27 protein-coding genes and 1 pseudogene are annotated in these 25,649 nt (G+C 37.8%); 4 read left to right on the forward strand and 24 right to left on the reverse strand.

Annotation, left to right across the window (positions count from 1 at the left end):
* Positions 1–8 precede the first annotated feature (8 nt).
* Complete coding sequence (locus BQ7352_RS02585; protein WP_072446722.1) at positions 9–1,625, forward strand: IS66-like element ISRgn2 family transposase; 1,617 nt, start codon at positions 9–11, stop codon at positions 1,623–1,625.
* Between the two features lie 78 nt (positions 1,626–1,703).
* On the opposite strand, the pseudogene BQ7352_RS02590 reads toward BQ7352_RS02585, so the two are convergent.
* The 4 genes and pseudogenes from BQ7352_RS02590 to BQ7352_RS02610 all read right to left on the reverse strand — a co-directional run.
* Positions 1,704–2,024, reverse strand: a pseudogene (locus BQ7352_RS02590) (DUF3784 domain-containing protein); the annotation flags it as partial.
* A gap of 502 nt (positions 2,025–2,526) precedes the next feature.
* Positions 2,527–4,059, reverse strand: a complete 1,533-nt coding sequence (locus tag BQ7352_RS02600; protein WP_004223558.1) for a glycosyl hydrolase 53 family protein — start codon at positions 4,057–4,059, stop codon at positions 2,527–2,529.
* Positions 4,060–4,063: 4 nt separating this feature from the next.
* Entirely contained in the window at positions 4,064–6,547 is a 2,484-nt protein-coding gene (locus tag BQ7352_RS02605; protein WP_004223561.1) for a glycoside hydrolase family 2 protein, read from the reverse strand.
* Between the two features lie 12 nt (positions 6,548–6,559).
* Positions 6,560–7,942 carry an MFS transporter gene (locus tag BQ7352_RS02610; RefSeq protein ID WP_040351280.1) on the reverse strand — a complete coding sequence of 461 codons (1,383 nt, stop codon included), beginning with the start codon at positions 7,940–7,942 and terminating at the stop codon, positions 6,560–6,562.
* A gap of 156 nt (positions 7,943–8,098) precedes the next feature.
* Between BQ7352_RS02610 and BQ7352_RS02615 the strand changes: the two genes are divergently transcribed.
* Positions 8,099–9,151, forward strand: a complete 1,053-nt coding sequence (locus BQ7352_RS02615; RefSeq protein WP_052530472.1) for a helix-turn-helix domain-containing protein — start codon at positions 8,099–8,101, stop codon at positions 9,149–9,151.
* 555 nt (positions 9,152–9,706) lie between these two features.
* On the opposite strand, the gene BQ7352_RS02620 is transcribed toward BQ7352_RS02615, so the two are convergent.
* The 6 genes from BQ7352_RS02620 to BQ7352_RS02645 all read right to left on the reverse strand — a co-directional run bounded on the left by BQ7352_RS02620 (position 9,707) and on the right by BQ7352_RS02645 (position 14,294).
* Complete coding sequence (locus BQ7352_RS02620) at positions 9,707–10,951, reverse strand: plasmid recombination protein (protein ID WP_083429833.1); 1,245 nt, start codon at positions 10,949–10,951, stop codon at positions 9,707–9,709.
* Between the two features lie 258 nt (positions 10,952–11,209).
* The gene (locus BQ7352_RS02625; RefSeq protein ID WP_072446726.1) at positions 11,210–11,443 is read right to left on the reverse strand and encodes a complexin-2; all 234 of its coding nucleotides are present in this window, start codon (positions 11,441–11,443) and stop codon (positions 11,210–11,212) included.
* A gap of 72 nt (positions 11,444–11,515) precedes the next feature.
* Positions 11,516–12,517, reverse strand: coding sequence for an AAA family ATPase (locus BQ7352_RS02630; protein WP_072446728.1), 1,002 nt, complete (start codon positions 12,515–12,517; stop codon positions 11,516–11,518).
* A 133-nt stretch (positions 12,518–12,650) separates the two neighbouring features.
* The gene (locus BQ7352_RS02635; protein WP_072446730.1) at positions 12,651–13,013 is read right to left on the reverse strand and encodes a plasmid mobilization protein; all 363 of its coding nucleotides are present in this window, start codon (positions 13,011–13,013) and stop codon (positions 12,651–12,653) included.
* Positions 13,006–14,091, reverse strand: coding sequence for a site-specific integrase (locus BQ7352_RS02640; RefSeq protein ID WP_008976823.1), 1,086 nt, complete (start codon positions 14,089–14,091; stop codon positions 13,006–13,008). Before BQ7352_RS02640 ends, BQ7352_RS02635 begins: the two co-directional genes overlap by 8 nt.
* Positions 14,092–14,105: 14 nt before the next feature.
* Positions 14,106–14,294: a hypothetical protein gene (locus BQ7352_RS02645; protein WP_003019365.1), complete on the reverse strand. Its 189-nt coding sequence runs from the start codon at positions 14,292–14,294 to the stop codon at positions 14,106–14,108.
* A 175-nt stretch (positions 14,295–14,469) separates the two neighbouring features.
* On the opposite strand from BQ7352_RS02645, the gene BQ7352_RS02650 reads away from it, so the two are divergent.
* Entirely contained in the window at positions 14,470–14,901 is a 432-nt protein-coding gene (locus BQ7352_RS02650) for a helix-turn-helix domain-containing protein (protein WP_072446732.1), read from the forward strand.
* A 252-nt stretch (positions 14,902–15,153) separates the two neighbouring features.
* On the opposite strand, the gene BQ7352_RS02655 is transcribed toward BQ7352_RS02650, so the two are convergent.
* The 14 genes from BQ7352_RS02655 to BQ7352_RS02725 form a co-directional block, all read right to left on the reverse strand.
* Positions 15,154–16,104, reverse strand: coding sequence for a DUF2806 domain-containing protein (locus tag BQ7352_RS02655; RefSeq protein ID WP_072446734.1), 951 nt, complete (start codon positions 16,102–16,104; stop codon positions 15,154–15,156).
* On the reverse strand, positions 16,097–16,669 hold the full coding sequence (locus BQ7352_RS02660; RefSeq protein WP_072446736.1) for a hypothetical protein: 573 nt from the start codon (positions 16,667–16,669) through the stop codon (positions 16,097–16,099). The genes BQ7352_RS02655 and BQ7352_RS02660 overlap by 8 nt, the downstream gene beginning before the upstream one ends.
* A 16-nt stretch (positions 16,670–16,685) precedes the next feature.
* On the reverse strand, positions 16,686–16,985 hold the full coding sequence (locus BQ7352_RS02665) for a type II toxin-antitoxin system RelE/ParE family toxin (RefSeq protein WP_072446738.1): 300 nt from the start codon (positions 16,983–16,985) through the stop codon (positions 16,686–16,688).
* Between the two features lies 1 nt (position 16,986).
* A complete protein-coding gene (locus BQ7352_RS02670) occupies positions 16,987–17,235 on the reverse strand; it encodes a type II toxin-antitoxin system prevent-host-death family antitoxin (RefSeq protein WP_005333597.1) in 249 nt (82 codons plus the stop codon).
* A 122-nt stretch (positions 17,236–17,357) separates the two neighbouring features.
* Positions 17,358–18,413, reverse strand: coding sequence for a helix-turn-helix domain-containing protein (locus BQ7352_RS02675; protein WP_072446740.1), 1,056 nt, complete (start codon positions 18,411–18,413; stop codon positions 17,358–17,360).
* Between the two features lie 162 nt (positions 18,414–18,575).
* Complete coding sequence (locus tag BQ7352_RS02680) at positions 18,576–19,163, reverse strand: helix-turn-helix transcriptional regulator (RefSeq protein WP_072446742.1); 588 nt, start codon at positions 19,161–19,163, stop codon at positions 18,576–18,578.
* A gap of 199 nt (positions 19,164–19,362) precedes the next feature.
* Entirely contained in the window at positions 19,363–19,737 is a 375-nt protein-coding gene (locus tag BQ7352_RS02685) for a TnpV protein (RefSeq protein ID WP_072446744.1), read from the reverse strand.
* 4 nt (positions 19,738–19,741) lie between these two features.
* Positions 19,742–21,160: a plasmid recombination protein gene (locus tag BQ7352_RS02690; RefSeq protein ID WP_072446746.1), complete on the reverse strand. Its 1,419-nt coding sequence runs from the start codon at positions 21,158–21,160 to the stop codon at positions 19,742–19,744.
* A gap of 288 nt (positions 21,161–21,448) precedes the next feature.
* Positions 21,449–21,673: a DUF5348 domain-containing protein gene (locus BQ7352_RS02700; protein WP_072446749.1), complete on the reverse strand. Its 225-nt coding sequence runs from the start codon at positions 21,671–21,673 to the stop codon at positions 21,449–21,451.
* A 190-nt stretch (positions 21,674–21,863) separates the two neighbouring features.
* Positions 21,864–22,103 carry a complexin-2 gene (locus BQ7352_RS02705; protein ID WP_072446882.1) on the reverse strand — a complete coding sequence of 80 codons (240 nt, stop codon included), beginning with the start codon at positions 22,101–22,103 and terminating at the stop codon, positions 21,864–21,866.
* A 68-nt stretch (positions 22,104–22,171) separates the two neighbouring features.
* Positions 22,172–23,257 (reverse strand): AAA family ATPase, encoded by a 1,086-nt coding sequence (locus BQ7352_RS02710; protein WP_072446754.1) that lies wholly within the window; start codon positions 23,255–23,257, stop codon positions 22,172–22,174.
* A gap of 125 nt (positions 23,258–23,382) precedes the next feature.
* Positions 23,383–23,703: a plasmid mobilization protein gene (locus BQ7352_RS02715; protein WP_072446756.1), complete on the reverse strand. Its 321-nt coding sequence runs from the start codon at positions 23,701–23,703 to the stop codon at positions 23,383–23,385.
* On the reverse strand, positions 23,693–24,805 hold the full coding sequence (locus tag BQ7352_RS02720) for a site-specific integrase (protein WP_072446758.1): 1,113 nt from the start codon (positions 24,803–24,805) through the stop codon (positions 23,693–23,695). The genes BQ7352_RS02715 and BQ7352_RS02720 overlap by 11 nt, the downstream gene beginning before the upstream one ends.
* Positions 24,806–24,807: 2 nt before the next feature.
* On the reverse strand, positions 24,808–25,002 hold the full coding sequence (locus tag BQ7352_RS02725; protein ID WP_005611072.1) for a hypothetical protein: 195 nt from the start codon (positions 25,000–25,002) through the stop codon (positions 24,808–24,810).
* 182 nt (positions 25,003–25,184) lie between these two features.
* Here BQ7352_RS02725 and BQ7352_RS02730 point away from each other — a divergent pair, with 182 nt between their 5' ends.
* Complete coding sequence (locus tag BQ7352_RS02730) at positions 25,185–25,634, forward strand: helix-turn-helix domain-containing protein (protein WP_072446761.1); 450 nt, start codon at positions 25,185–25,187, stop codon at positions 25,632–25,634.
* Positions 25,635–25,649: the final 15 nt, after the last annotated feature.

Below are 25,649 nucleotides of genomic sequence, written 5' to 3' on the forward strand. Positions count from 1 at the left end.
GAAGACATATGGCCGATAATTCAAAAGATTCAAAAATCCTTGCGTACAAGGACATGATCAACCAACTGAATAAGACGATTTCCGCACAGACAGAACTGATCCAGTCTTTACAAAAAACATTGGAAGCAGACCGTCTGGAAAAAGAAAACCTTCGTCAGCAGATTGAATATCTCACGAAGAAACTCTTTGGTACTTCCAGTGAAAAACGGAAAGATATCGATGGTCAGCTGAATCTTTTTGATGAAGCCGAGCAGGAGGCAGATCCGACATGGAAACAGGAACTTCCTGATGACATCACTGTTCCGGAACATAAGCGAAAAGCACGACGGACACATGCAGATCTCTTTAAAAATGTCCCTTCCTGCGACGAGATCATTTCTCTTCCGGAGGAGGAGCGAAACTGTCCAACCTGCGGAACACAGATGGAATGTATTGGGAAAGAATTCGTCCGCCATGAATTCCGGTTTACCCCTGCCAAAGGGAAAGTAGTAAATATCTATCGTGAAACCTATAAATGCCCGGAGTGTGCCATATCAGAGGAACACCCGGATGATCAGACATTTGTCAAAGCGCCTGTCCAGGAACCATTGATCCCAGAAAGTTATGCATCGGAATCCGTTGTAGGATGGGCAATGCACCAGAAGTACCAGAATGGTCTGCCATTAAACCGGCAGGAATCGGAATGGAAGCAGCTGGGTGTCCCATTAAGCCGGGCTACGCTTGCTAACTGGATCATTTACTGTGCCGAGAATTACCTCTGTCATGTTTATGATTATTTTCACCGTCAGTTACGGATGCGTAAATATCTGATGGCAGATGAAACCCGGGTTCAGGTACTGAATGAGCCGGAGCGCAATCCTGAAACAGATTCCTGGATGTGGCTCTTCCGCAGTGGAGAAGATGGACTTCCGCCGATCCTGCTCTATCATTACACAGAGACAAGGGCAAAGTTCCATGCAGCATCTTTCCTGCAGGGGTTCCGTGGATATCTGGAGACCGATGGATACCAGGGTTATAACGATCTGCCGGATATCAAACGCTGCTCTTGCTGGGCACATGTGAGACGTTATTTCACAGATGCCATACCGAAAGGGAAAGAGTATGATTACAGCCTTCCGGCGGTGCAGGGAGTACAATTCTGCTCCAAGCTGTTTGATTGTGAGCGGTACTCAAAAGCAAAAAATCATACTGCGGAGCAGAGAAAACAGTTCCGTCTTGAAAAGGAGAAGCCGATACTGGAGGCATTCTGGAATTGGCTGGATCAACAGCGTCCAAATAAGGGAACCCGTTTGGCGAAAGCGGTGAACTATGCCCAAAATCGGAAAGACACCCTGATGACCTATCTGGAAGACGGTCATTGCAGTTTATCCAATAATCTTAGCGAGAATGCAATCAGACCATTCACTGTTGGCCGGAAAAACTGGCTGTTCAGTGCCAGCCCGAAGGGAGCTGCCTCTAGTGCTATTGTGTATACAATGGTTGAGATGGCAAAAGCGAATGACCTGAATACCTACAAATATCTGACATATCTCTTATCACAGCGGCCAGACGCTAAAATGTCAGATGAACAGTTGGAACAGCTTGCCCCATGGAGCGAGACTGCGAAAGCGAACTGTCAAAACTAAACATAGAGCAAAACGCTTGCATCTATCATTTTGGTGCAAGCGTGATTCATGGGTAGCGTAGCAATATTTTGCGCTTACTATTGTATTTCCCAAGACAATAATTATCACAACATCAGCTAAAATAATACCCAATGCAATATACACAAAAAATGCCGGTAAAATATTTTCAAACACCCCCATAATTAATAGAAGAATTGCTATAACAGACATTCCAATTCCCATTGTTCTGCATAGCTTTTTTTCATTATATTTTGCCTTTTCTTCTTTTGAAGCTGTATTATATCCGGAAATTAACCAACTTCCATGTCCAGAAATCAAAACTATGGAAAGTACAGCAAATATTATAAATCCAACATATACTACCCAGTCTGGTCCAGTTGATAAGTCTGCCAGTTTCATTTGTATAACACCTCCCACCAAATTTCGATGTTGTTAAAGTCCACAAGTCGAAAATTCTGCATTACTCATCATCCTTAATCATATATAACAAATTATTATATTCTTGGTCCTATGTCAAGATTTAGTACAAGTTAAAATGAGGTTTTCCTCATCTTAACCTGCCAGCTGCAATTCATCTTGCTGAAGCCTACGATACAGCTCTTCATAATCGTTTGGTGACATATAATCACAGTGACTATGAATTCGTTTCGTATTGTAGAATGCTTCCAAAATGCAGTTAAAGGATTTTTGCGCCCTAAAATACATACAGAAACTAGAAAATACAAATCTCCCGAAGAAGTTCAAGTATTAAAAATACTGATTTCTACGGGAGATTCATATTTTAAGATTTAGAGCCTAAAAATCGGTATTAACCGATAGCCCCATGATTTGAGAAGTTTTTCCTTCCTAGGACGCTTCAAGATTATCTTTATACAATAAACAATCTCATGAATATAGTTTATTATTCCGTCACAACTAGATACCAGGATGTTCCACTTTCACTTAAATTTGTTTGCTGACACCACTCACCATCTGCTGAAGAATTATTTCTAACGCCTAAATACAATCCACTCAATCGATTTTTTAAAGCATATGAACCATCATCCTTTTCAATCACTTCCCACATCTGGTTCCATCCTTGATTATATTCATACTGTATAATAGATGCCCCCACCTGCGTGGACATAGAATTCACATCCAAAACAAGACCACTGTTCTTGTTCTTTATAATATAATAGTTTCCATCTACCTGCTCAAATATCCATTTTTGGCTGTTCCATCCACCATACGTATATTGTTCTATACTCGCATTGTTATCCTGGGACCCCTGACATACGTTAAGTGCTTTCTGACTATTCACGTTATAAAACTCATATGAGCACTCATTTGATAAGAATGTCGTACCCGTTTTGAAAGCATTTAAAGCATCTGTAAATCTAAGTGTATTTGAAGAAACTTCTTCAGTCGCACCTAATGTGTAACCATCTGGTAAATACTGTGAATTTGCTTCTGGTTCCCAATAGAAAACGCCAATGCCTTTATTTCCAGGCACAGTATTCAAGGCATTTATTTCTTTACGAAGCAGTTCATAGGTTTTAGCTGCATCAGTTTCCACCTCGCCAGTTTCACAAATCATTACTTCTTTCTCGTATTTTGTTGCCATATTGTATAGATTTACTGCAACATTTTCAATCTCATCTCCACCTGTCCAATACGGGTAGTAGGAAAGTCCTACTACATCGGTTTTTCCTCCGCATTTTGTAATAAAATTACTAAAAAACCATTCAAAATGTAAAATACCACTTCCATGTGTCAAATGTGTAACTACTTTTGAATTCGGGCTTACAGCCTTCACTGCATCATATCCACTATTTAAAAATGCCGTAAGTTGCTCGAAATCACCCGTTTGATTACTTCCATAGGGATATAGAACACCATAGCTCACTTCGTTGCCAACCTGCACCCATTCAGGAGTTATTCCATTTTCTCCCAAAAAATTCATTATATAGTATGTATAATCATATACATATTTTTCAATTTCTTTTGCTGAAGCCCCCGACCATTGTTCAGGTATATCCTGGCATAAAGGATCTGCAAAATGGTCACTATAATGAAATACAAGCATGATTTTCATACCTAGATTTTTGGCTCTTTGCGCAGTATATAACAACCCTTGAGTATCACAATATCCCAAAAGACATGTTGTTCCATCAGGTTTTGTCCAAACAAAATCTGTCTCCGGATTTACAAAAACCCTTAATCGAACCGCATTAATGCCTTTATTCTTTAACACAGACAACGCATCATCGACATTTCCGTCCTCATTCAAATATTGTATCCCCTGATTTTCCATTTGACTTAACCACCCAATATCCGCACCGTATACAATATCATTATCTTGCTGATTTGATGCATGAGTTGTTACCGGCAAAACCATTACTGCTAAAAGCGCACTCATTACTAATGAAACTATTTTCTTATATAGCTTTTTCATGCCGCTACCTCACTTCTATTTTTCTTACTACATCTTCGCATCCATTTGCTGAAATTGTTACTGTAATGATTCCAGATTCATGTCCGGCTCTTACACATGCCATCGCATCTCCATCAAATGTATTACAACATCTGTCAAAATAATCTTCTTCATTAGACGGATTACTACTTCCAAGACCTTGTAATTTACCTGCACCATCAACAGATACCGTAATCTGTTTTATTTCTTGCTGGTTCGTTTTTCCACTTTCATCACAAAGCGTAATGTTCAGATAACACAGATCTTGTCCATTGGCAGTAAGCACTTTTTTATCCATTTTCACATCAAGAGTTGTTGATTTCTTAGCTGTTTCCAATGAATATCGTCCCCGTTCCATTCCATTCACATAGTCAATTGCCATCAATGTTCCTGCTTGATACGGCACGGTAAATTCAGCCATATATTGGTTTTCTTTTCCAGCTTTTTTTCTCCCCAGACTCTCATCGTTCAGAAAGAGTTCTACTTCTTCTGCGTCAGAATAGACATCGACACTTGCAGAAGTACCTTCGTATCCAGTCCACGTCCAGCTGGAAATATTATCTTTAAACATCCACGGAGTTTTCGATGGAGTCTGTCCATTACGATCAACTCGTTCAACCGCAATATATGGTTCATGCCTTAATCCATATACAACTTCACGATAATAACTGATTGGTCTTCGTACCCCTGTAATTGTGATATCCCCAATATATGCCAGACGATCCGGATAGACACTGCCAAAATTCTTTGTTCCATCGTAATAAAAAATACCACAGCCTGCTTCTCCGAGATAATCATATCCTGTCCAGGTAAAATCTCCTATAATATGAGAATAATCCTCTACCAATGTCCACAATCTGAATATATCTGCTGGAAATGTTTCCGTTCCCACTACCGCTTTATTCGGATGTAGCTGTGCCTCTAACACATGGCGTCCTGTCATGTAATTTAATCCTACAATATCTGTCGCATCACTTACTCCTGCAATAGCTTCTGATAATTTAGGATGTGCTGCAAATGCGTCTCCTGCCTCACCAGACATGAACTCCATGATTCCATTGAGTGCATTGCTTCCCATGGATTGCCCTTGATTGTCACCGCTATTCCCTTCATCTTTTCGTTTAATCAATGGAGCCACATCTCTCATAATTTCAAATAGTCTGGCTCCTGCCGCATTTAACCCATTCACGCCACAAGTCGTAAATCGTGTATCATCTAGTTCATGTAGTTTCTTACAAAGCATCCGGCTGATTTCAACTCCACGCGTTGTTCCGAGCTCGGATATTTCATTTCCGATGGAATAGATTGCTACACACGGATGGTTATAGTCCTTGTTTACCATTCTGGTCGTAACTTTTTCCCATTCATCTAAGAAATGTAAGGCAAAATCATGGCTGTTTTTATGAACCGTCCACATATCAAACAGTTCATCCATAACGATAATCCCCATTTCATCACAGATATCCAGCATTGCCTTGCTGATTGGATGATGAGAACTTCTAATACTGTTAAATCCTGCTTCTTTGATAATACGAATCTTTCTTCGTTCCGCATCATATATCGTTGCTGCACCAATAATTCCATTATCATGATGCAAACAAGTTCCCCGCAGATTCAATGACTTTCCATTTAGGCAGAACCCGTGTTTTCCATCTACATAAATGGTTCTGATTCCAAAATGTTCCTTCTGTTTATCAAGAATTTCTCCATTCTTCAAAAGAGTAACTTCTATTTGATAGAGATTTGGATATTCTGTATCCCATAAGTGTGGATGTTCAATCTCCACATTCCATGTGAACTGTTTTAGTCCACATTCCTCATCTGTGATTTCTTTCTTACAACTACAAATTACTGCTCCTTCATAATAAATATCCACTTGAGCTTCATCTGCTCTGGAATCTTCGGAGATGTTTTCTATCTGAACAGCTAATTCCAACCTTGCCATTTTTTCATCTGCAGATATCGTTGTAATTTTCACACCTTCCGGCGGAATATAAGTGGATCCTCCAAGATATAGATTGACATCTCGATAAATTCCACTTCCAGAATACCATCTGGAGTTTTCTTCTGCTGAGTTATCTGCAATGACTTTAATCTGGTTCATCTGTCCGTAATTCAAATATGGTTTCAAATCCACAAAGAATCCTGAGTATCCATACAGGTTTGTAGCCGCCAATGCCCCATTCACATATACCATTGCTGTTTCATATATCCCCTCAAATTCCAGAATAGCAGCTCTGTTTTCCCATTCTTCTGGCACATCAATGTCTTTAAAGTATGTATAAATTCCACCTGGATAAAATCCTGTCTGGCTTCCATTCTTTGTCTCTTTGGTACGTTTCTCATAAATCATTGCATCATGCGGTAAGGTCACAACCTCCGGTGCCTTTCCAGACATCTCCATGATTTTCAATGAGGAAACCACCCCTTTACAGAATTTCCAATTATCTAGTAACTTTATTTTTTCCATAACACACTGCTCCTATACATTCTGATGTTCTTCATCCCATTTCTGATTTGCTTTTTCTACATCAAGTCTGGAAAGTAAATATGTAATCAGCACACCGATGAGAACCGGAATGATCAGATATATCCATAAAATCATATTTGTCGCTCCTGCTGTCTGAACAGCGGCATCATTTACAAATCCGCCCACTGCTAATAACCAGCCCACTGCAGCTGTACCGATTCCACCACCGATTTTAACACCGAGAGAAGAACAAGAGTACATCGTTCCTTCCATGCGAATTCCAGTTGTTCTTGTTGTGTAAGCACTGGCCTCTGCAATAAACGCATTCAATGAGCCACTGAGGAATCCTGCAAATACGCCTTTTACGAAAAGAATAATGAGAAAAAGTGTGATATTTTTCGTTACTGCAGCATAAATCAGTGGAATGCCAAGTACACAACTGATGCCATATGCCCATGTATTTACCTTCTGCATATTACCGACTTTTTTAATAATGAACGGTGCAATAATTAATGCAAAGATTACCGGAAACATTTTCATCATATTTAGTAATCCATAAATTCCTTCATTTCCAAGATAATATGTTGCAAAGAAAACACCTGATCCTGTAACAAGATTGCTCATAATATAATACACAATGTAAATAGCAACAATCATCAGATAATATTTATTTTTCAAAAGGACTTTAATTGTATCCAGAAAACTTAATTTATCTTCAGCTGATTTTCCGTCCTCTTTCACAGTTACTTCCTCATCCGGAAGTTCTTTCACAGCAAGAACACTGATGGTATTTACAACAAGTGCAATTATTGCAAATACAATAGCAACCATTCTCCATCCATTTGCACCACCACCAAAAGCACTTACTGCAGAAGTTACTGCAAATCCTAATACAATATTTGTTACAACTGCAAACATGAAACGGAATGAACCAAGTTGAACTCTTTCATTTGGGTTTTTTGTAATCAATGCAGTCAATGATGAATATGCAATACCATTCGCTGTATAAAAAATTGCATTTAAACAGGTATAAAATACGAAGAAATATGCATACTGTGCAGTTCTTCCCATTCCTGCCGGAACTGAGAAAAGCAGTGCCAAACAACCTGATACACCAATTTGTGCATATAACATCCACGGTCTGGCTTTTCCCATTTTAGAATGTGTTCGGTCAATTATATTCCCAAAGAACACATCTGTAACTCCGTCCACACACTTGGATACCAACATCAATGTACCAATCACAGCACTATTCATTCCCATTACACTTGTAAGATACAACAACAAAAAGCTGGAAACTAATCCATAACTACAGTTTGATGCAAGATCACCAGATCCATAAGCTAACTTTTGATAAAACTTTAAATATTTTTTTTGCGAAGCATTCTCTCCCATTGTAACTTCCTCCTTAAATGTTATGCCCATTTTGCCGGCTCATGAGCTCTCTATATGATATGTTTCAATCATATCGTAATTATTATTCGTCAACAATATCATTTATTGGTGGAATATGATATACTTTGTAACATATCTGGGAATCGAGGTGCTTATATGCCGAAAATATCATTTAATAAAGATTATAAAAATGCATTAACTATCTATGGAAGAGAAAGTCATTTTAATCAATATTATCATTTAGAAACACCATTTAGTTTCGTATTAGAGACCTATTATAAGGATGAAGTAAATGAATATATCAGTTTGACTAATTTTACCCCGACTGACATTAAACACACAATTGTTCCAAACATCAGCACAATCTTCACAAGTCAAAATCGAGTGTTACATCAACATGATTTCTATGAATTCATGTATGTTTTAGACGGGACTGTAACAAACTCTATTGAAAATACTATCCGTATCTATCCCAAAGGTTCAGGATGTATCGTTAACCGAAATTTGAGACATGCCGAAAGATTTGATGGAAACTTCCGTGTATTTTTTCTCAATCTATCCAAGGAATATATCACTAAGATGATAAAAGAGACGCACAATCTCTATTTTGCAGAAGAACAGGAGATACTGGACAGTCCAATCTTAAAATTCTTGCAAGAAAGTGAAAATAATGATGTTCTGTCTAACAAGCAATTCCTTGATATATTTCCGGTACAAGGAAATGATTTTGCACATCGCTGTATGTATAAAAACGGAGAAAGCATCTCAAAAACTATGCTTTCTCCTACCTTTGGGAGTTCCCATCTGATTGACGGATATATTTGCAATATTTTAGGACTTATATGTGATACAACAGCTTTTCACACAACTCATGTGAAATTAGATTACAACAACGACTTTTTAATTTTTTCCAGAGCAACCCATATGATAGAAGATTCCAACGGATTGATTTCACGTAGTGAACTAGAAACAAAATTGCATTATAGCGGAGATTATATCAATCGGATTATCAAAAAATACAGCAATTTAAACTTATCTAGTTATTGTATGAACTATCGCTTAACGAAGGCCATTGATCTGCTCAAAGAAACGGATCTCTCGATTTCTGAGATTGCATTTCAGCTTGGCTTTAAAAACCGTACCCATTTTTATAAACAGTTCAAAAATCACTATGGAATGATGCCAAGTTCGTTTCGTAATCAAAAATAAATCTTATATCGTTTTATTATTGAAAATCACACTACTCTATGGGACGTATGGCTGCCCCGGTTATGGCTTGCCGGATAAACTCGGCTTCCACCGTATATCCGATCAGGGCAGGCTTGGTTTCATACCTTTGCAAACTGCTCATCCAGATCTTTCTCATCTGCATTGCATTTCAAAAATGTACGAAATTCCGATTTACCTATTTCTTTATATTTCTATTATAACAGTTCTCTATATCCGCTACAATGAAAGCATAGTTAGCTAGAACAAACTATTCATTTATCCATCTACAACAACTCACATCATTGCTACATGACATATCACTCTTCCGGGCGGGAAAGAAATCCACATCACATAGGCAATCAATATATTATATTCTAAGTACCGTGAGTTATATTATTGCAAACCTCCATTTCACCACTCAATTTTGACTCGGATACCGATACTCATCATCAAAATCATCATGGTATTTCTCATTTTTTCGTAGGACAAAAGTCAGCGAAACCCTTGTATTTACTGGGTTCTTTCTAACTTAGCATTATAATAACTCATTCCCCTCTATCTACCATCTCTGTCTATACGTTTCTTCTTGATGTTTTGTTTTGCATTTGCCTGTTCCAAATGCTTTGCAACTTCTATTGCTTCCTTGACCTTATTTTTTCCCAAAACAGCTACAACCCGATCCATATCATATGACACATTTAACAAAGCTACATTCTCTTTCTTTATAACAGATACTTCTTCTCGCAACCGATCTACACGATTTTCAAGATCCAGGTTTCGATCTGATAGCTTTTGATTTTTGCTTTTCAGTTCTAAATATTTGCTATACAATGCCTGTATCATGTTCGCAACTTTTTTCACCAAAGGAAATATTCTCTTCCTGTAAGATTTTGCAGACTCTAAAGTTCCGGCTTCTGGCAGCCATTCTTCCGGATAATATCCATACTCACGTGCATGTGAGTCAACAAGTCCAGCTTTTGAATTTAGTGCAGAAAATCGTTTTTCTAACACTTCTGTCTTTTTAATTACTGCATCTCTCTCTTTTTCTACCTGTTCTTTTTCCTTTTGGATCTCATCCACACATTCGCTGATATCATGCAAATCATGTTCCAATAAATTCTTATGTTCCGTTAATTCTTCTACTTCCTGTTCTCGAACCTTTTTCTTGTAATCCAACACAGAAAGATGTGGTTCATGAGTTCCTTTCTGCTCCCATTCTATCTCATTTTCCCTCATGACCATGGCTAATTTTTCCTTTTCTGATTGTACCCATTGATTTAGCTCCGTCTCACTTCTGGAACCACCTTTAAATCCTAATGACGATAAGGCTTGTTTTAAAGATACTCTTGTATCAAGTCCTCGCTTACTTCCTGTAACATAGGGAATAAAATCAATATGTAGGTGTGGTGTTGCTTCGTCTAAATGCAGATGAGCAGCAAATACTCGCAACGTAGGATTCCGTTCTTGAAATCCTTTCATGTATTCATCTAATATCTTTGCAGCAAGCTGTCCCTCCATCGTTTCTGATCCCATATTGTCTTTATCACCGATCTGAAGGATAACCTCATGAAATAATTTTTCTTGTTTCCCGGAACGTATCTTTTCATAGTAATCATCTATCTTACGATCTTTTCGAGTCTGTTTATCGTTGTAACGTTTCAAGGCTTCGTCAAATAATTCATGATATACGTCTTTGATATCTTCATTACAATATTCAACATTCCAATGGGTTCTGTTCGGATCCGTATTCTTTGCATGAAATTTTCTACTGTTATGGTTCAGGGAGCCTTTCCCTGTCATAAAACTAATCGTCCTCTTCAATAAATCTCCTTTCCTTCATTTTAAAACGCCAGATATGGCGATCATGTTTTGTTACTTTTGTCAAAAGTAACGCAAAAGCACTTTCGACAGCCTAACGTCCATCAAAAGTACCCTTGCGCCCTGCCGGGAGCTTTCAAATCAGCCAGCACTGTATCGGCTACACCCTACGGCAATTCTCCTTGTTTGGTATGATACAGGTGCGTGCCACGCTCCTGTTCTATATTCCCCAAACAAACATCACCACCGATAACTGGCTGACACTCCACGCTTATGTAAATATTCCTGTCGTGCTTTCTCCTGCTCTTCCTCAGAAGGAGCCGTCTTATACTTCGTATAGAGTTCATGTCTGACTAATGCATCCAATTTTTCTTCCAAGCCATTTCGAATATCTTCTTCATACTGATCATCTGAACCCAGATGATAAAAGATCAATTTTCGAAACAGTTCATAATCAATCTGTACTTTTTTCATCACTTCACTCCTTTTTAATCAAGGTGGCAAGATTCCCTATTCTTTAAGATATGGTAATCTTGCCATCTTCCTTTACTCTTCTTGTAACATCCAGAACCATTTATTTCCTATCTTCACAGAATCAATCTGTAATTCCTTCTTCGCATTCCAAAGTGTTTTCTTTTTAATTCCTCGTTCTTCTGCTTCTTCCGCTATTTTTGCCTGTTCCATTGATCCATTTGCTAAGATCTCTTTTAAAAAATCTTTCGCACTTCGGATTTTTTGCCCTCGTCCATCACCAGACAATAAGTCCTCTGCACTGATGTCATATTTTCCAATCCAATGGAATCCTTTTTCCTTGTCTAATCGAAAGGCAATCGCATCTCCTTCCGGAGCAAGAGAACTCTTTACATGACAGATCACTCGGATTTCCGGTTCATCTTTCACTCTTCCAACAATCAACACGCTTCTTGCTGCCGCTTGAAAGTCAATAGAGCCCAATCCACGATAGGATGATTTTCCATTACTATTCTTATTCATATGACCGATCAGAATAATGGCACATTGATATTTCTCTGCTAATACAGAAATTCTTTTCATCAATGGGCGAATCTCATTTGCCCTATGCATATCAACACCAGCCCCTAGAAAACCTTGAATTGGATCTAATACTACAAGTCTTGCTTTCGTCTGTATAATCGCTTCTTCCAGCCTTGCATCTACCATGGTTAATGGCTGATCCTGGTCATCAATCACCAAGACTCTGGAACAATCTGCCCCTGCCGCTAACAATCTTGGTTTGATTGTATCGCCCAATCCATCTTCAGCTGTTTGATAAATCACATTGATTGGCTTTACACCTGTTTCTTCTTCGGTTATCTCATTTAGTATTGGTTCTCCCTTTGTTAATTTTGCAATGATCTGCAACACCACGGTGGTCTTACCCTCTCCAGGATCTCCCTGAATAATGGTGACCTTCCCGTATGGTATGAAGGGATAAAAGAGCCATTCAATTTCTTCCACTTCAACCTGATCCATGTGGATCAATTTCAGGCATGGTTCTGCCTTTTTTACTTCTCTATAATGTTCTTCCATTTCCACCTCCTGCCCAACCGGGCAAGTCCCTGGCAAACAGAATTTAACAATTGTTGCAACAACAATTTTGTGATATACTCAAGTTGTTAGGATGGTATATCAGTTATTCTGATGATCAGGGAACTTGCTCAGATTATTTCTGGGCTTTTTCTTTTTTCCTTCTTTCATAGTTTCTTTCTTCTGCAAATGCATTTAATATCTCCAACATTGTTCGAATAGGTGTAAACAATTCTTCATCGGCATTCTCTAATGTAGTTAACCTTTTCAGTTCCTCTTCAATCCCTCGAAGCTGTTTTCTAAACTGTACTAACATCAATGGATTTCCTACTGCTGTGACTTTTTGATGTAAAACACTTTCAATGATATATTCTTGTCTCGTCTGGTATCCACAAAGCTTTACTCTTAAATCCAGCTCTTCATTTTCTTCCGGAGACATTCGAAACGCTATGGTTACATTACGCCACCGATTCTTGTTATCCCGATTTTTTTCACTCATCCAGATATTCCTCTCTTTCCTGATTTAGATTTTCCGCCATCTCTGTTTGGATTGTCGGGAACAAATGTGCATATCGATATGTGATCTCCACACTTTCATGTCCTACCCTTTCTCCTATTGCCACCGCAGAATATCCCATATTGATCAACAATGACACGTGAGAATGTCGTAAATCATGGATTCGTATTCTCTTCACTCCTGACAACTTCACACCTCGATCCATTTCATGATGAAGATAGCTTTTTGAAATTTGGAATATCCTGTCATTTTCATTTAAACCATACAGCATTCCTATATACGATTCTAATTCTTCGCTTAAAAATTCCGGCATGGTGATCATACGATTACTCTTCACAGTCTTTGGATCTGTAATAATATCCTTCCCCTCTAATCTTTGATAAGATTTATTGATCCGGATAGTACACGCCTGAAAATCGAAATCTGCCGGTGTCAGTGCTAACAACTCTCCCATACGCACTCCACACCAATATAGAATTTCAAATGCATAAAAGGAGATTGGCTTATCCGCCACCGCTTCAATGAACTTCATATACTCTTCTTTTGTCCAGAAAAGCATCTCTTTTGTTCTTTCTTTTCCCATAGATCCTGCCTTGCGTGCAGCATTGCTTTTCAAATCATAGAAATTAACTGCATGATTCAAAATTGCACTCAGCTGATTATGGATGGTCTTTAGATAGACCTGTGAATAGCCTTCTCCTTGTTTATTTCGATAGTTCATCATGGTGTTCTGCCACTGTCGAATATCGGAAGGTTTTATTTCCTGCAACTTCTTTTTCGAAAAATATGGGAGAATCTTTTTTTCTACAATATGCTTTTTCGTCAGCCAGGTATTATATTTGATTCTGGATTTGATATCATTCAGATAAAGATCTACAAAATCTTCAAAATACATATCCAGACTCAAATTCTCCTTTAATTTAAACGCTCTTTCCCATTCCTGGGCATCACATTTGCGTTTAAATCCCCTTTTCGTCTTCTGCTTTCTTACGCCGGTCCAGTCCTTATAATAGGTTCTTACCTCGTAAGTATTTGACTTTTGGTTTTTGATTACTGTCAAAACATCACCTCCTGCTATTTCATTTCGTTCATACCGTAAACTCGTTCTTCAAAATATTTACGGCTGATTTTTCCTTTGACAACAACGAAACCTTTTTGCTCCAATTCAGCATTTAACTGACGGATCAAACGATACGCATAGGAATCAGATACTTCTAATTCTTTCGCTACTTCTTTTGCTGATATAAATAATTTACTAGCCATCTATATCCCCCCTTTCTTTTTCAGTTCATTATCGAACGGTGTATATGCATCATAACATTTCATTTCCGTACTGTCAATAGAATAATTTCAAAAATGAATGGTTTATTTTTATATTTCATTTTTGAACTGTTTATGCTATACTTTTAAGTAACAATCAGCAAAGGAGTGTTTTCTTATGACAGTAGGTGAGAAAATAAGAAAATTCCGGATCGATCAAGGATATACACAGAAAGAATTGGCAATCATGTCCGGCTTGAGCGAATCGGCAATTAGAAATTATGAACTTGGGAATCGTTTTCCATCATCAGAACAATTGGAAAAAATAGCAAACTCATTAAAGATCAGTCCATACGCCATGTCTGATCCAAACTTTGATACTTATGTTAGTGTCATGCACGCATTATTTGCTTTAGAGGATCAATATGGTCTGCACGCCTACCAGGATGAATCCGGCGTACCACAACTCATGTTTAAAGACAAAGGACATGATTCTTTAAATATGCTGGATAATATTGGAGCATGGGCTGATATGTACCAGAAATTCAGAAATGAAGAGATTACAGAAAAAGATTATTTAGACTGGAAAAGTCAATTCCCAGCTAAATAAAAAGAAATTATTTACAATAATATTAAAAAAGTATTGTCATTTGATTGTCAACGGACATAGAAAGAGCCAAGAAAGCCCGTAAAATAGGCATTTCTTGGCTCTAATATATTATTCAAACTCGCAAATAAAATCTCATCACTATACTTTTTAGTATTGGTGTTATGGTTCTATTGGGTTTTATATGTGTTCAACTGTCCTAAATCCATAGGCTGTACTGAACGGTGTTATCAATTTGTTATCATGATTGTGTTATCAATCAGAAATTAAAATCGTTTTTCCCTGTGTAACATACTGTATGTTATCACCATCTTTCTTCGCAATATCATGCATAGTAAAAGTAATCTCTCGATTATTTTTTGCCAAATAATTTGCTACATCTTGTAAATAATTTTCGTCGTAATTATCAGCAACAACACTTAAAATATCTTGTCCAGTTTGAGTTAACTTATATATTGGAATTATTATTTTCTTTTCCTCAATATTATTACTTTTTAATAATTTCATATCATATATCAGTTCTAATGGATACTGTGCTGTTACTCCTAATGTTAACTGCATTGATCCTGATGAATCTATTAATCCACATTCTGACATTTCAACTATTTTTCCATACAGCACATTATATTTTTTATTTATTTCATCATCATTTAAAATTGCAAATGTTCCTCTATAATTAATTATGTACGGCCTTAATTCTTCAAATAAAGTTGCTTCTTGCTTTGTTATCTTGCTTAAAGTATCCAGACTACGTAATGTAAAAGAATTAGGACTTTTTATTTCACCAGCCAATACTTTTCCCCATAATTTTTGCATATCAGTATTGCTAATATCCTGTATAGAATTAAAAAATCTCATTAACCAATCTTCATTTACTACTTCATCAGCAACTTCATTTTCATCTTGAAGAATTGCTTTAGCTTCATTAACAACATCCTCTATATTTTTCTGTTTTCGCATTTCCTGATAGAGCATTCTTGAACATGTTCTTCTATATAATTCTTTTACTTCTCCTAAAGGTTGCTCCATATCATTACATAAGGAAATTGCTTTATCTGTAATTCCACCATCCATTTCAAGCATATCAATTTGTTTTGCTTCCTTATCTATTATGTTTCTCACTTCTTGAGGAATCATAATAGAACCTAATCCTTTAGATACACAATTATATAATTTTTGTAATCCATTTGAAAAATTTTCATTCATCTTTTTCTTCCTCTATAGTATTAAATAGCCGTTCCAGTTCTATATTAATACATGTAATATAATTATCCAAATAACTTTGTATGGTCAAACTTACAAATATAAGCGCAAAAGAAAATAATGATAATGTATCTGCTAACTTTGCATTTTCTTTAATAAATTCTGTTGATAATCCCAAAATAAATACAATCAAAACACCTATTAGAATTCCATTAGCTATCAAAGAAGTTTTTTCAATTATATTTTCATATTTTTTATGTATATTTTTCTGATCGCTTTTATACTCTTCAAGCTTTGACACTTTTTCGCTATTAGATTTGTCTTCATTTTCAACGCCCCATGCATGCAAAAATCCAATGGATACCTTTATTATTCTAGTTTCAAGTAGCTGTAACGCAGAAATAACAACATCCATAATTTGTACTATAGCAACTGCTAAAGATACAATAGAACACAACAAGATTACTTTTCCACCTACATACCCCAAAAAATTCATTCCACCAATAATAAAATATGCCACCGCCAAAGCAATAATTAAAATATTTGCATACTTAATATTTGATTTCATTCCAGTTCCTCTTCAATTAGTTAAATATCCTTGTAACATCCTGATATCGGTTAACTACACGATAAATCTCTACATATTCGTTACCGACCTTGTAGATAATCACATAATCTTCCCATATCGCATATTTATAATCTGTCCGAAAGCTGACCCGTTTGGAGAGATCCGACCCCATTCCCGGAAACATCTGAAGATTTTCAAATTTTCCATAAATCTCTTTTATCGTCTTCGCAGCATATTCCTCGTTGTCTTCAGCAATGTAATCCCGAATATTTTTCAAATCCTTTGCAACAATCGGATTGATCCGCAGTTTTAACATCTTATTCCCCCACAAGCGCTTTCAGTTCATCCAGATCCAGCCAGCCTTCTCCGTCTTTCACTGCTTCTTCGGCTTCCTGCAGCTTCATCAGAAGCTTTTTCTCTGCCCGGTCACGCTCATAATCTTCAATATCCATGACAACAAAACGTCCTCTGCCATTCTTGGTCAGATATACCGGTTCTCCTTTGTGACAGTTTTTCAGGACTTCATTATAATTTCTCAAATCAGATACTGGTAAAATATTTGCCATATTCTTTCAGCTCCTTCCTTTGATTTCAAATTGTTTCTTCTACTTTTATTATACACAAAAAGCTGTAAAATTCAACGTAGATTTTTACAGCTCTTATCATTTCTATATATTTTTATCACAATCTATTTCAAATATTGAGCAAAAATCGCCTCCAGTTCTTTATTCCCTTTCAAAAATTCATACTCTTCTTTATTTTCAATTTCTGTAGCTAACGCACGAACAAAATTATTTCCGACTCCTGAAAAAGATTTTCCCTGTACTGTATCCGCATATCTGTAATATAAAGGTGATTCCACCATCTTCCATGGCTTCTGTGACTCCATCAACACTTCTTTTATCAACTGAATACATTTTTCTACATCCTTTCGATACCCGGCAATCAATAGATGTGGTACTACTTTACCGTAATCCCACAGACCAAACAACGACACCATATGTTCTGTGATTTCGGCAATCTCCTCTGCTTTACAATGATTTCCAGTTTCTTCTTCCATTTCTATCAACTTATACAGATAGCTTTGTATATTCGTAACTGTCTGCATCAGTTTTCCCTCTAAAAAGAACGCTGCAACATCTGTCCCTTCCTGGTGTGCTAATACATTCGTTTTCATAATTGTGGCATCTATCACAGTATCTGGAATTTTATCCAAAAAGATATTTGCTTCTTTATATTTTTCCATTTGTATATATTTCGCCGCAAGCATAAAAATACTGGAAATCCTTACCTTTTCATCCGGACTTTCAGCAGTTCGTTCCAGCCATTCAACAATCACATTATTACATTCCAACTTTTTCTCATCATCGATATCGGATAAAGTTAGCGCCGCATTTAAAACAGTAGCAATTGAATAAATCAACGAATCACAATGAGGATATTCCTTTATTTTATTTTTTCCCATCTCAAAGGCTTTTATAAAGCTATCCAATGAAACTTCCGAAAGCTCATTCACAAATTGTCCAATCTCTTTTTCTGTCAATTCTTCACGAAATGAAAATAATTCATTCATATCAATTTTTAATAATCGAGCAAGTGCCGGAAGTAATGATATATCTGGATATGTGTTTCCTTTTTCCCATTTATTTACCGCAGGAGTAGAAACGTCCAAATAATCCGCCACCTGTTCTTGAGTTAATCCCGCAGTTTTCCGATAGTTTTTTATCTTCTCACCAATTTGCATTGTTCCTACCTCCTGTTTATATTCTCATTATAGTATTTCTAATATGTGTTTACAATTGAGCTTTCGTTTAATTATGGCTTCGATTTCTTAACTAACGGTTAAAATCTGCGAGAAAAATGCTCTATTTTATAATTCGGCAGATCAAGATATCCTTAAATTCAATTAATTCAAAAATAAGTGTATCAGTACTCCAATCAAGAAGCAAATCATCGCTGTAACACCCGCACTGATAATAACCTTTAATATATTTTGATAAGGTCGTTTTCCCACTTCAACTGCCTTATGAAGTTCATCCAATTTTTTTCCCTCCGTAAATGCAACAATTTCCTTATAAGTTTGTATATCATTTTTCTTTTTTAGTTTTTCAACCTTTAACGCCCAGTACTTTGTAATAATAAATAAAATCCCAAACGGAATATACGCATACCTCCCGAGCCACATAAACAAAGGTACTGCCGATATAATTAACACGGCCAAATGAACTGTATAGATGGAACCATAATAATTAAACTTTTTAATTTCTTGATCGCTAATAATTTCTTTCATTTTCTCTATATCTCCTTTAATTAATTGATCGAGAGATACATTAAACAATGAACTAAGAAGTAACAGGCTATGAATATCAGGATAACTCTTTTCGTTTTCCCAATTAGAAATTGTCTGTCTTGTTACATATACCTTTTCTGCCAGTTCCTCCTGTGATAGATGAAGCTCTGTTCGGTATTTTTTTATCTGTATACTCAGCTCCATATAATTTCCTCCCTTCGCAAGTAATTTGTTCTCTTAATCTGAGTCAAGAATAATCATTTTTTCATTATCTGTCTATCAAAGATATTTTACTTAACGGAAAACACAATGTCAAAAGAGTTTTACACTACAAAACTCATGCCTTTTCAGCAATTTTTATTTTCATATTTGTAAAGGGCAGCCTTTCGACTGCCCTTTTTACTTACATATACACCAGTTCTTGCAACACAATTTCTTCCGCACATACCTTTATACTATTCATCAATCCAACCCATTTCATCTGATTCTGCATTTTCAATTGTTCTGTCACACCCTGTTTTTCTACCATCTGCTTCATTAGGCTTTCTACCTGTTCCCTAGCTTCCTGATCAACTCGATTTAAATATGCTATCAATTCCCCCGTCAGCAATAAATACTGGTATCGTGCCGGTCTATGTTCTTTCAGAAATTGTTTCCGCAGCATTCCATATTTACCATAGGTCGGTTCTTCCTCATTCACTGCCAGATCCGGCAGATAATAATCTCCATGCAGTGTGTAGCTTAATCCATTGCTTTCATCATAAATGTGCTTTTTCATCGTCTTATCTCTCCATTCCTCTATTTTTTGATTTATTTTTCTTACGCTGTTGATTCTCCATTTCACTTTTACGGGCACCCCAAGCCAATCTTTCGTGAATACTTCCTTTGGGCATTTGCTCCACTTGCCGTTTTTCTTCTAATGCTTTCTGCTCCTGTATATCTTGCTGTACCGCATCCTCTACAACATTTTTTCCAAGGACACGCACTACCCGGTCATATCTGTCGGAAACGCCCTGCAATTGTTGCTTTTCCTCAGATAACTGCTTTGTTTCTTCACGCATTGTATCTAATTTTCTCTGCATTCGGTTATATGCCTGTTTTGTTTCCTGATATTTGTGTTTCCATTTTTCTACTTCTTTGGTAAGTTCTTTGACCTGGGCTGCCATTGCAGCAATTTTATTTTTCATCTGGGTAAACAGTGGTTTTATCTTTTTATCCCGGTAAGTTGTTGCACGTTCTAATGTCCCAGCTTCCGGTAGAATTGCTTTCACTGTCCCATATTCCTTTATTTCCTTACTGACATTATCCATAACAGGCTGCAACCGTTCTCTGCGTTCTTCCAGGCTGTGCAGATCTTTCTCAGCTTTTTCCGCACGCTTCTCAGCCTCCTCTTTATCTTTAACTGCCTGCTCCTCATCATCTTTTAAAAGCTGGATATCAGCTCTTACTTCCGCAATCTGTGCAATCAGTCCTTCATTCTCAGCAGTGAGATATTCTTTTTCCTGCTCCAGTGTCTGTACTTCCTTTTTACGCTCTTTCTTCTTAAAATTATAAACATCAAGATGCTCCTCATGTGTCCCTTTCTGCTCCCATTCAATTCCATGCTGTCGTGCAACCTCTGCAAGCACTTCTTTTTCATGGTTGATCCACTGATTCAACTCTGTATCGTGTTTGTTCCCGCCTTGAAATCCCAGGCTTTTTAATGCCTGCTTCAGTGAAACCCGGGTATCCATTCCTTTCCCTTTCCAGCCAGTTACATAAGGAACAAAATCAATATGCAGATGCGGTGTAGCTTCATCCTGGTGCAGATAACAGCAAAATACATGAAGTGTTGGATTTCGTTGCTGAAAATTCTTTACATACTCATCCAGTACTTTTACCGCCAGATCTCCTTCTGTCGTTCCCACAGCCATATCTTCTCGATTTCCAATCTGGAAAATCACTTCATGGAACAGCTTTTCCTGCTTTCCCTGACGAATTTTTTCATAGTAATTTGTAATCTGCCGATCCTTTCTTTTTCCCACATTGTACCGTTCCACAGAATCATCAAACAACTCTTTATATACTTCCTTCAGATTTTCATTCTGGTAACAGATATTCAGGTGTACTCTGTCTGGGTCTACATTTTCAGCTACAAAATCCCGTCTGTTATGAGCCAGCGATCCAGCTCCAATCATGCCGCTGATCGTTCTTCTCATCATTATGCTCCTCACCTCTCCTTCTAAAAAGCGTGCTAGATATGGCACATAATTTGTATTTCCGCCAACTATGGCGATTATAAGAAATCTTCGCCGGATACGGCGGTTTTGTTACTTTTGTCAAAAGTAACGCAAAAGCACTTTCGACAGCCGTACCGCCTATCAAAAGTACCCTTGCGCCCTGCCGGGGGCAAGACGTCCAGAGGACGTCTGTTCTGCACCGACCGGAGCGGAGACCATTATTTCTCCCGCTAGTCGGATTGCTTCTGCGTTACTCACTTAACTAATCTATTACTGTATTCTCGCCCGTATATATTCCAGATCTCCGCAGTACGGTGTTCCTACCAGATACCATTCCCTTGCCGGATTCATCTCCATTCTGGTCTGCACCCACTGATCATCAATTAGTACTTCCAAGCATTCCCCACAATGAAATCCTGTATCAATCCATAAATCTGATGACAATAAACCATATCTATCGTTACTGCTGTTATATCCTAATCTTCCTTCTCTCATTGCTGTATGCTCCTTTCTATTGTCCTACTGTAAGGACGCCCTGATTCAGGGCTCCCTTTCGCAGCCTATAATTTACCGATAAATAATCGGGTAATCTATAACCTCTCGTCTGTATCTTACCGGCTTTCTCCTTGTCTGATATTTACAGGTGCGTGACACGCTCCTGTTATAAAGTGATCAGCAAGAATCTCTACCAACGAAAGTTTTCCGGTATTCCCTTCCTTTCCAGGTATTCCTGCCTGGACTTTTCTCTCTCTTCCTCTGTTGGGGCTGTTTTGTACTTGCTGTATAACTCCCGATCTACCATTGCATTCAATTTCTTTTCTAACCCTTTCCTTATGATTTCTTCGCCCTCATAATTCTCCATCAGGAAATATTGCAACAGTTGAAAGAATAACTCATATGGTATCTGCACATTTCTATTTTTCATCTGATCTCCTTTCAAGGTGGCAAGATGCCCTATTATTAAGATATGGTCATCTTGCCATCTTCCTTTTTCTACTCTGACAACATCCAATACCACTGATTTCCACGTTTTACGGAATCTATTCCCAGTTCCATTTTGGCATTTCTCAGTGTTTTCTTTTTAATTCCCAGTTTTTCTGCTTCTTCCTCAATTTTCTTTTGTGCCATACCTCCATCAGCCAGTATCTCAAGCAGAAATTCTTTTGCTTTCCGGGTTTTCTGTCCTTTTCCCTCTCCATTGAGCAATTCATCTGCACTAATATCATATTCACCAATCCATTCAAATCCGTTGTTTTTATCCAGACGGAACGCAATAGCTTTACCTTCCGGTGCCAGGGAACTCTTTGTATGGCACACAACTCTTACTTCCGGTTCGTCCTTAATTCGTCCGACAATCAAAACGCTTCTTGCAGCTGCCTGAAAATCAATAGAACCAAGTCCCCGGTAAGAAGATTTTCCGTTACTGTTCTTGTTCATGTGTCCAATCAGAATAATCGCACAATGATATTTTTCTGCCAAGACTGCTATACGTTTCATCAAAGGACGGATTTCATTAGCCCTGTGCATATCCACCTCTGATCCAAGGAAGCCCTGAATCGGGTCAAGCACAACCATTCTGGCTTTTGTCTGCACAATTGCTTCTTCCAACCGGACATCTGCCATCGTCAGCGGTTGCTCACTGTCATCGATAACCATGACCTTTGTGCAGTCTGCACCTGCAGCAAGTAATCTTGGTTTTATCGTATCTCCAAGACCATCTTCTGCAGTCTGGTAGATTACATTTACTGGTGCCTCCAAATGCTGTGTTGACGCATTGTTTTCAATATTTTCTGCATCTACCATATCGCTTTCACTATCAATATCTATCCTTTTATCTTTTGTTGAATCAGCTGGAAGAATAGTCTCTCCTCTGGTCAGTTTTGCAATAATTTGAAGCACCATTGTCGTTTTTCCTTCTCCCGGATCTCCCTGTATAATTGTTACTTTTCCATAGGGAATAAATGGATAAAGCAGCCATTCAATCTGCTCCACTTCCACCGTATCCATATTGATGAGTTTCAGTTCCGGTTCCAGCCTTTTCTGTACTGTTTTATTTGTTTCTGTTCTTTTGTTTTCCATCAAATCCTCCTTATTTTCCCGTTGAAAGAAAGAGTGGTTTTTGATAGAATACTCATAGAAGTTTTTTGGAAGAGTATTCTACCAAATCCCTGCCTTTAGGTGTTTGCCGACACTTAAAGGCTCTTTTATTCCGCTTTCATTCCAGCCATTGTTATTGTGATAAGCCGAATCACTTCCAATAAATCCTCCGGCACATCTTCTCCCTTTTTCAGACGTTTCAGCTCACCCAGTACCTTTTCAAGTTCCTTCTTCAAAGCTTTATACACCCTGGGATTTCCTATAACCACAACTTCTTTTTCCTGCAATCTTCGGATAATATATTCTTGTTTGGTTAATCCCGATAGCCGTACTGCCGTCTCTAGAAGTTCATCTTCTTCCGGTGACATCCGAAATGCTACAACTTTATTTCTCCAACGTCCCTGATGATCCAGACATTTAGCCGACATTTGCAAGTCCTCCTTCTACTTCATTTAATTCTTCATCCATATTTTCCGCATCCAGCTGCTCTGCCATGTCCTGCTGTACCGACGGAAACAGATGTGCATACCGGTAAGTAATCTTTTCTGCTGAATGTCCAACCCTTTTTCCGATTGCTAGTGCGGTATACCCCATATTGATCAACAGGGATACATGACTATGCCTGAGATCATGAACTCTGATTTTCTTTACCCCACTCGCTTTACAGCCTCTTTCCATCTCATGATTCAGATAATATTTTGTTACCGGAAAAATGCGGTCGTCAGGCTTTAAACTGTAATATAATTTCAGGCAGTCCTGCATTTCATCACACAGAAACTGTGGCATTATGACTGTCCGTACACTGTTCTTTGTCTTTGGCGTACTGATTACATCTTCTCCTTTCAAACGCTGATAGGACTTATTGATCCGAAGCGTTTTCTTTTTGAAATTAAAATCTGCTGGTGTTAAAGCAAGCAGCTCGCCCGAACGAATTCCACACCAGTAAAGCAGTTGAAAAGCATAGTAGGAAAGAGGTTTGTCCATCATTTCTTCTGCAAATCGCTTATACTCCTCTTTTGTCCAGAACAACATTTCCTTGCCTTCTTCTTCTCCCAGTGCCCCAGCTTTTCTTGCCGGATTAGTGCTAAGATCGTAATATTTCACTGCATGATTAAAAATAGTGCTTAATTGTCCATGTATCGTTTTCAGATACATTGGCGAAAGCGGTTTTCCTGTTTTCGTTTTCAGTTTTCTCATCTGGTTATGCCAGTCCATCACATCTTTAGCTGTAATTTCCGATACTTTACGTTTTCCAAGATACGGAAGAATCTTTTTCTGAATAATATTTTCTTTTGTAAGCCAGGTACTCTGCTTCAAAGAAGGTCTGACATCTTCTTCATACATAGTGCAAAAGCTTTCCATTGTCATATCCACGCTTGCTTTCTTCTGTAATTTGAATTGTAATTCCCAGTCCGCAGCTTCTTTTCTTGTAGAAAATCCTCGTTTGCATTTCTGTTTTCTTGCACCTGTCCAGTCCTGATAACGAATCATTACATACCAGGTGCCATTGTCATTCTTGTAAATTGCCATTCCTAATTCCTCCCATCATTCGATCTTGTTCCATAGAACTGCTCATAAAAATACTTCCGGTCAACTTTTCCTGCGATTGTTTGACATCCCATTGCCTGCAATTCCCTGTTTAGCCTTTTCATCAGCTTGTATGCATAGGACTCCGATACTTCCAGGACTTCCATGACCTCTTTCACATTCATAAACATTTTACTCATAGAAAATTTCTCCTTTCTTTTTACTATACTATTTTGTATAGGTTGAATTATACTATACTATTCTGTATGGGTCAAGTACTTTCAATACATTTACCCATACTTTTTTGTATGGATTTTCTTGTCTCTACCATTTGGATATGCTATACTCAACCTATCAAGAAAAAGACAGGAGATATAAACATATGGCAATAGGCGAAAGAATCCACCATTTCAGACTTCTGCGTGGTTTCACGCAGAAATATTTGGGTCAACAGCTGGGATTCAGTGATTCACAGGCTGATGTCCGCATTGCACAGTATGAAAAAGGGGCACGCAGTCCAAAAGAAAAATATCTGAACGCATTGGCTGATATTTTTGAAGTATCCCCTCATGCTCTTGCTGTCCCGGATATTGACAGTTACGTTGGACTGATGCATACCTTATTTACCTTAGAAGACCTTTACGGGCTTCACATTGATGAGATTGACGGAGAACTTTGTCTCCGGCTGGACAAGGCCAAGGGAACCACCTACCTTTCCATGTTCGATATGTTCCATGCGTGGCAGGAACAGGCAGAAAAACTCAAATCCGGCGAGATCACTCAGGAAGAATATGATCAGTGGCGTTACAACTATCCAAAAAACGCAAAATAAAAGCCGACGAAAAAA

This window comes from Blautia sp. Marseille-P3201T, from assembly GCF_900120295.1.
Lineage (GTDB): Bacteria > Bacillota > Clostridia > Lachnospirales > Lachnospiraceae > Blautia.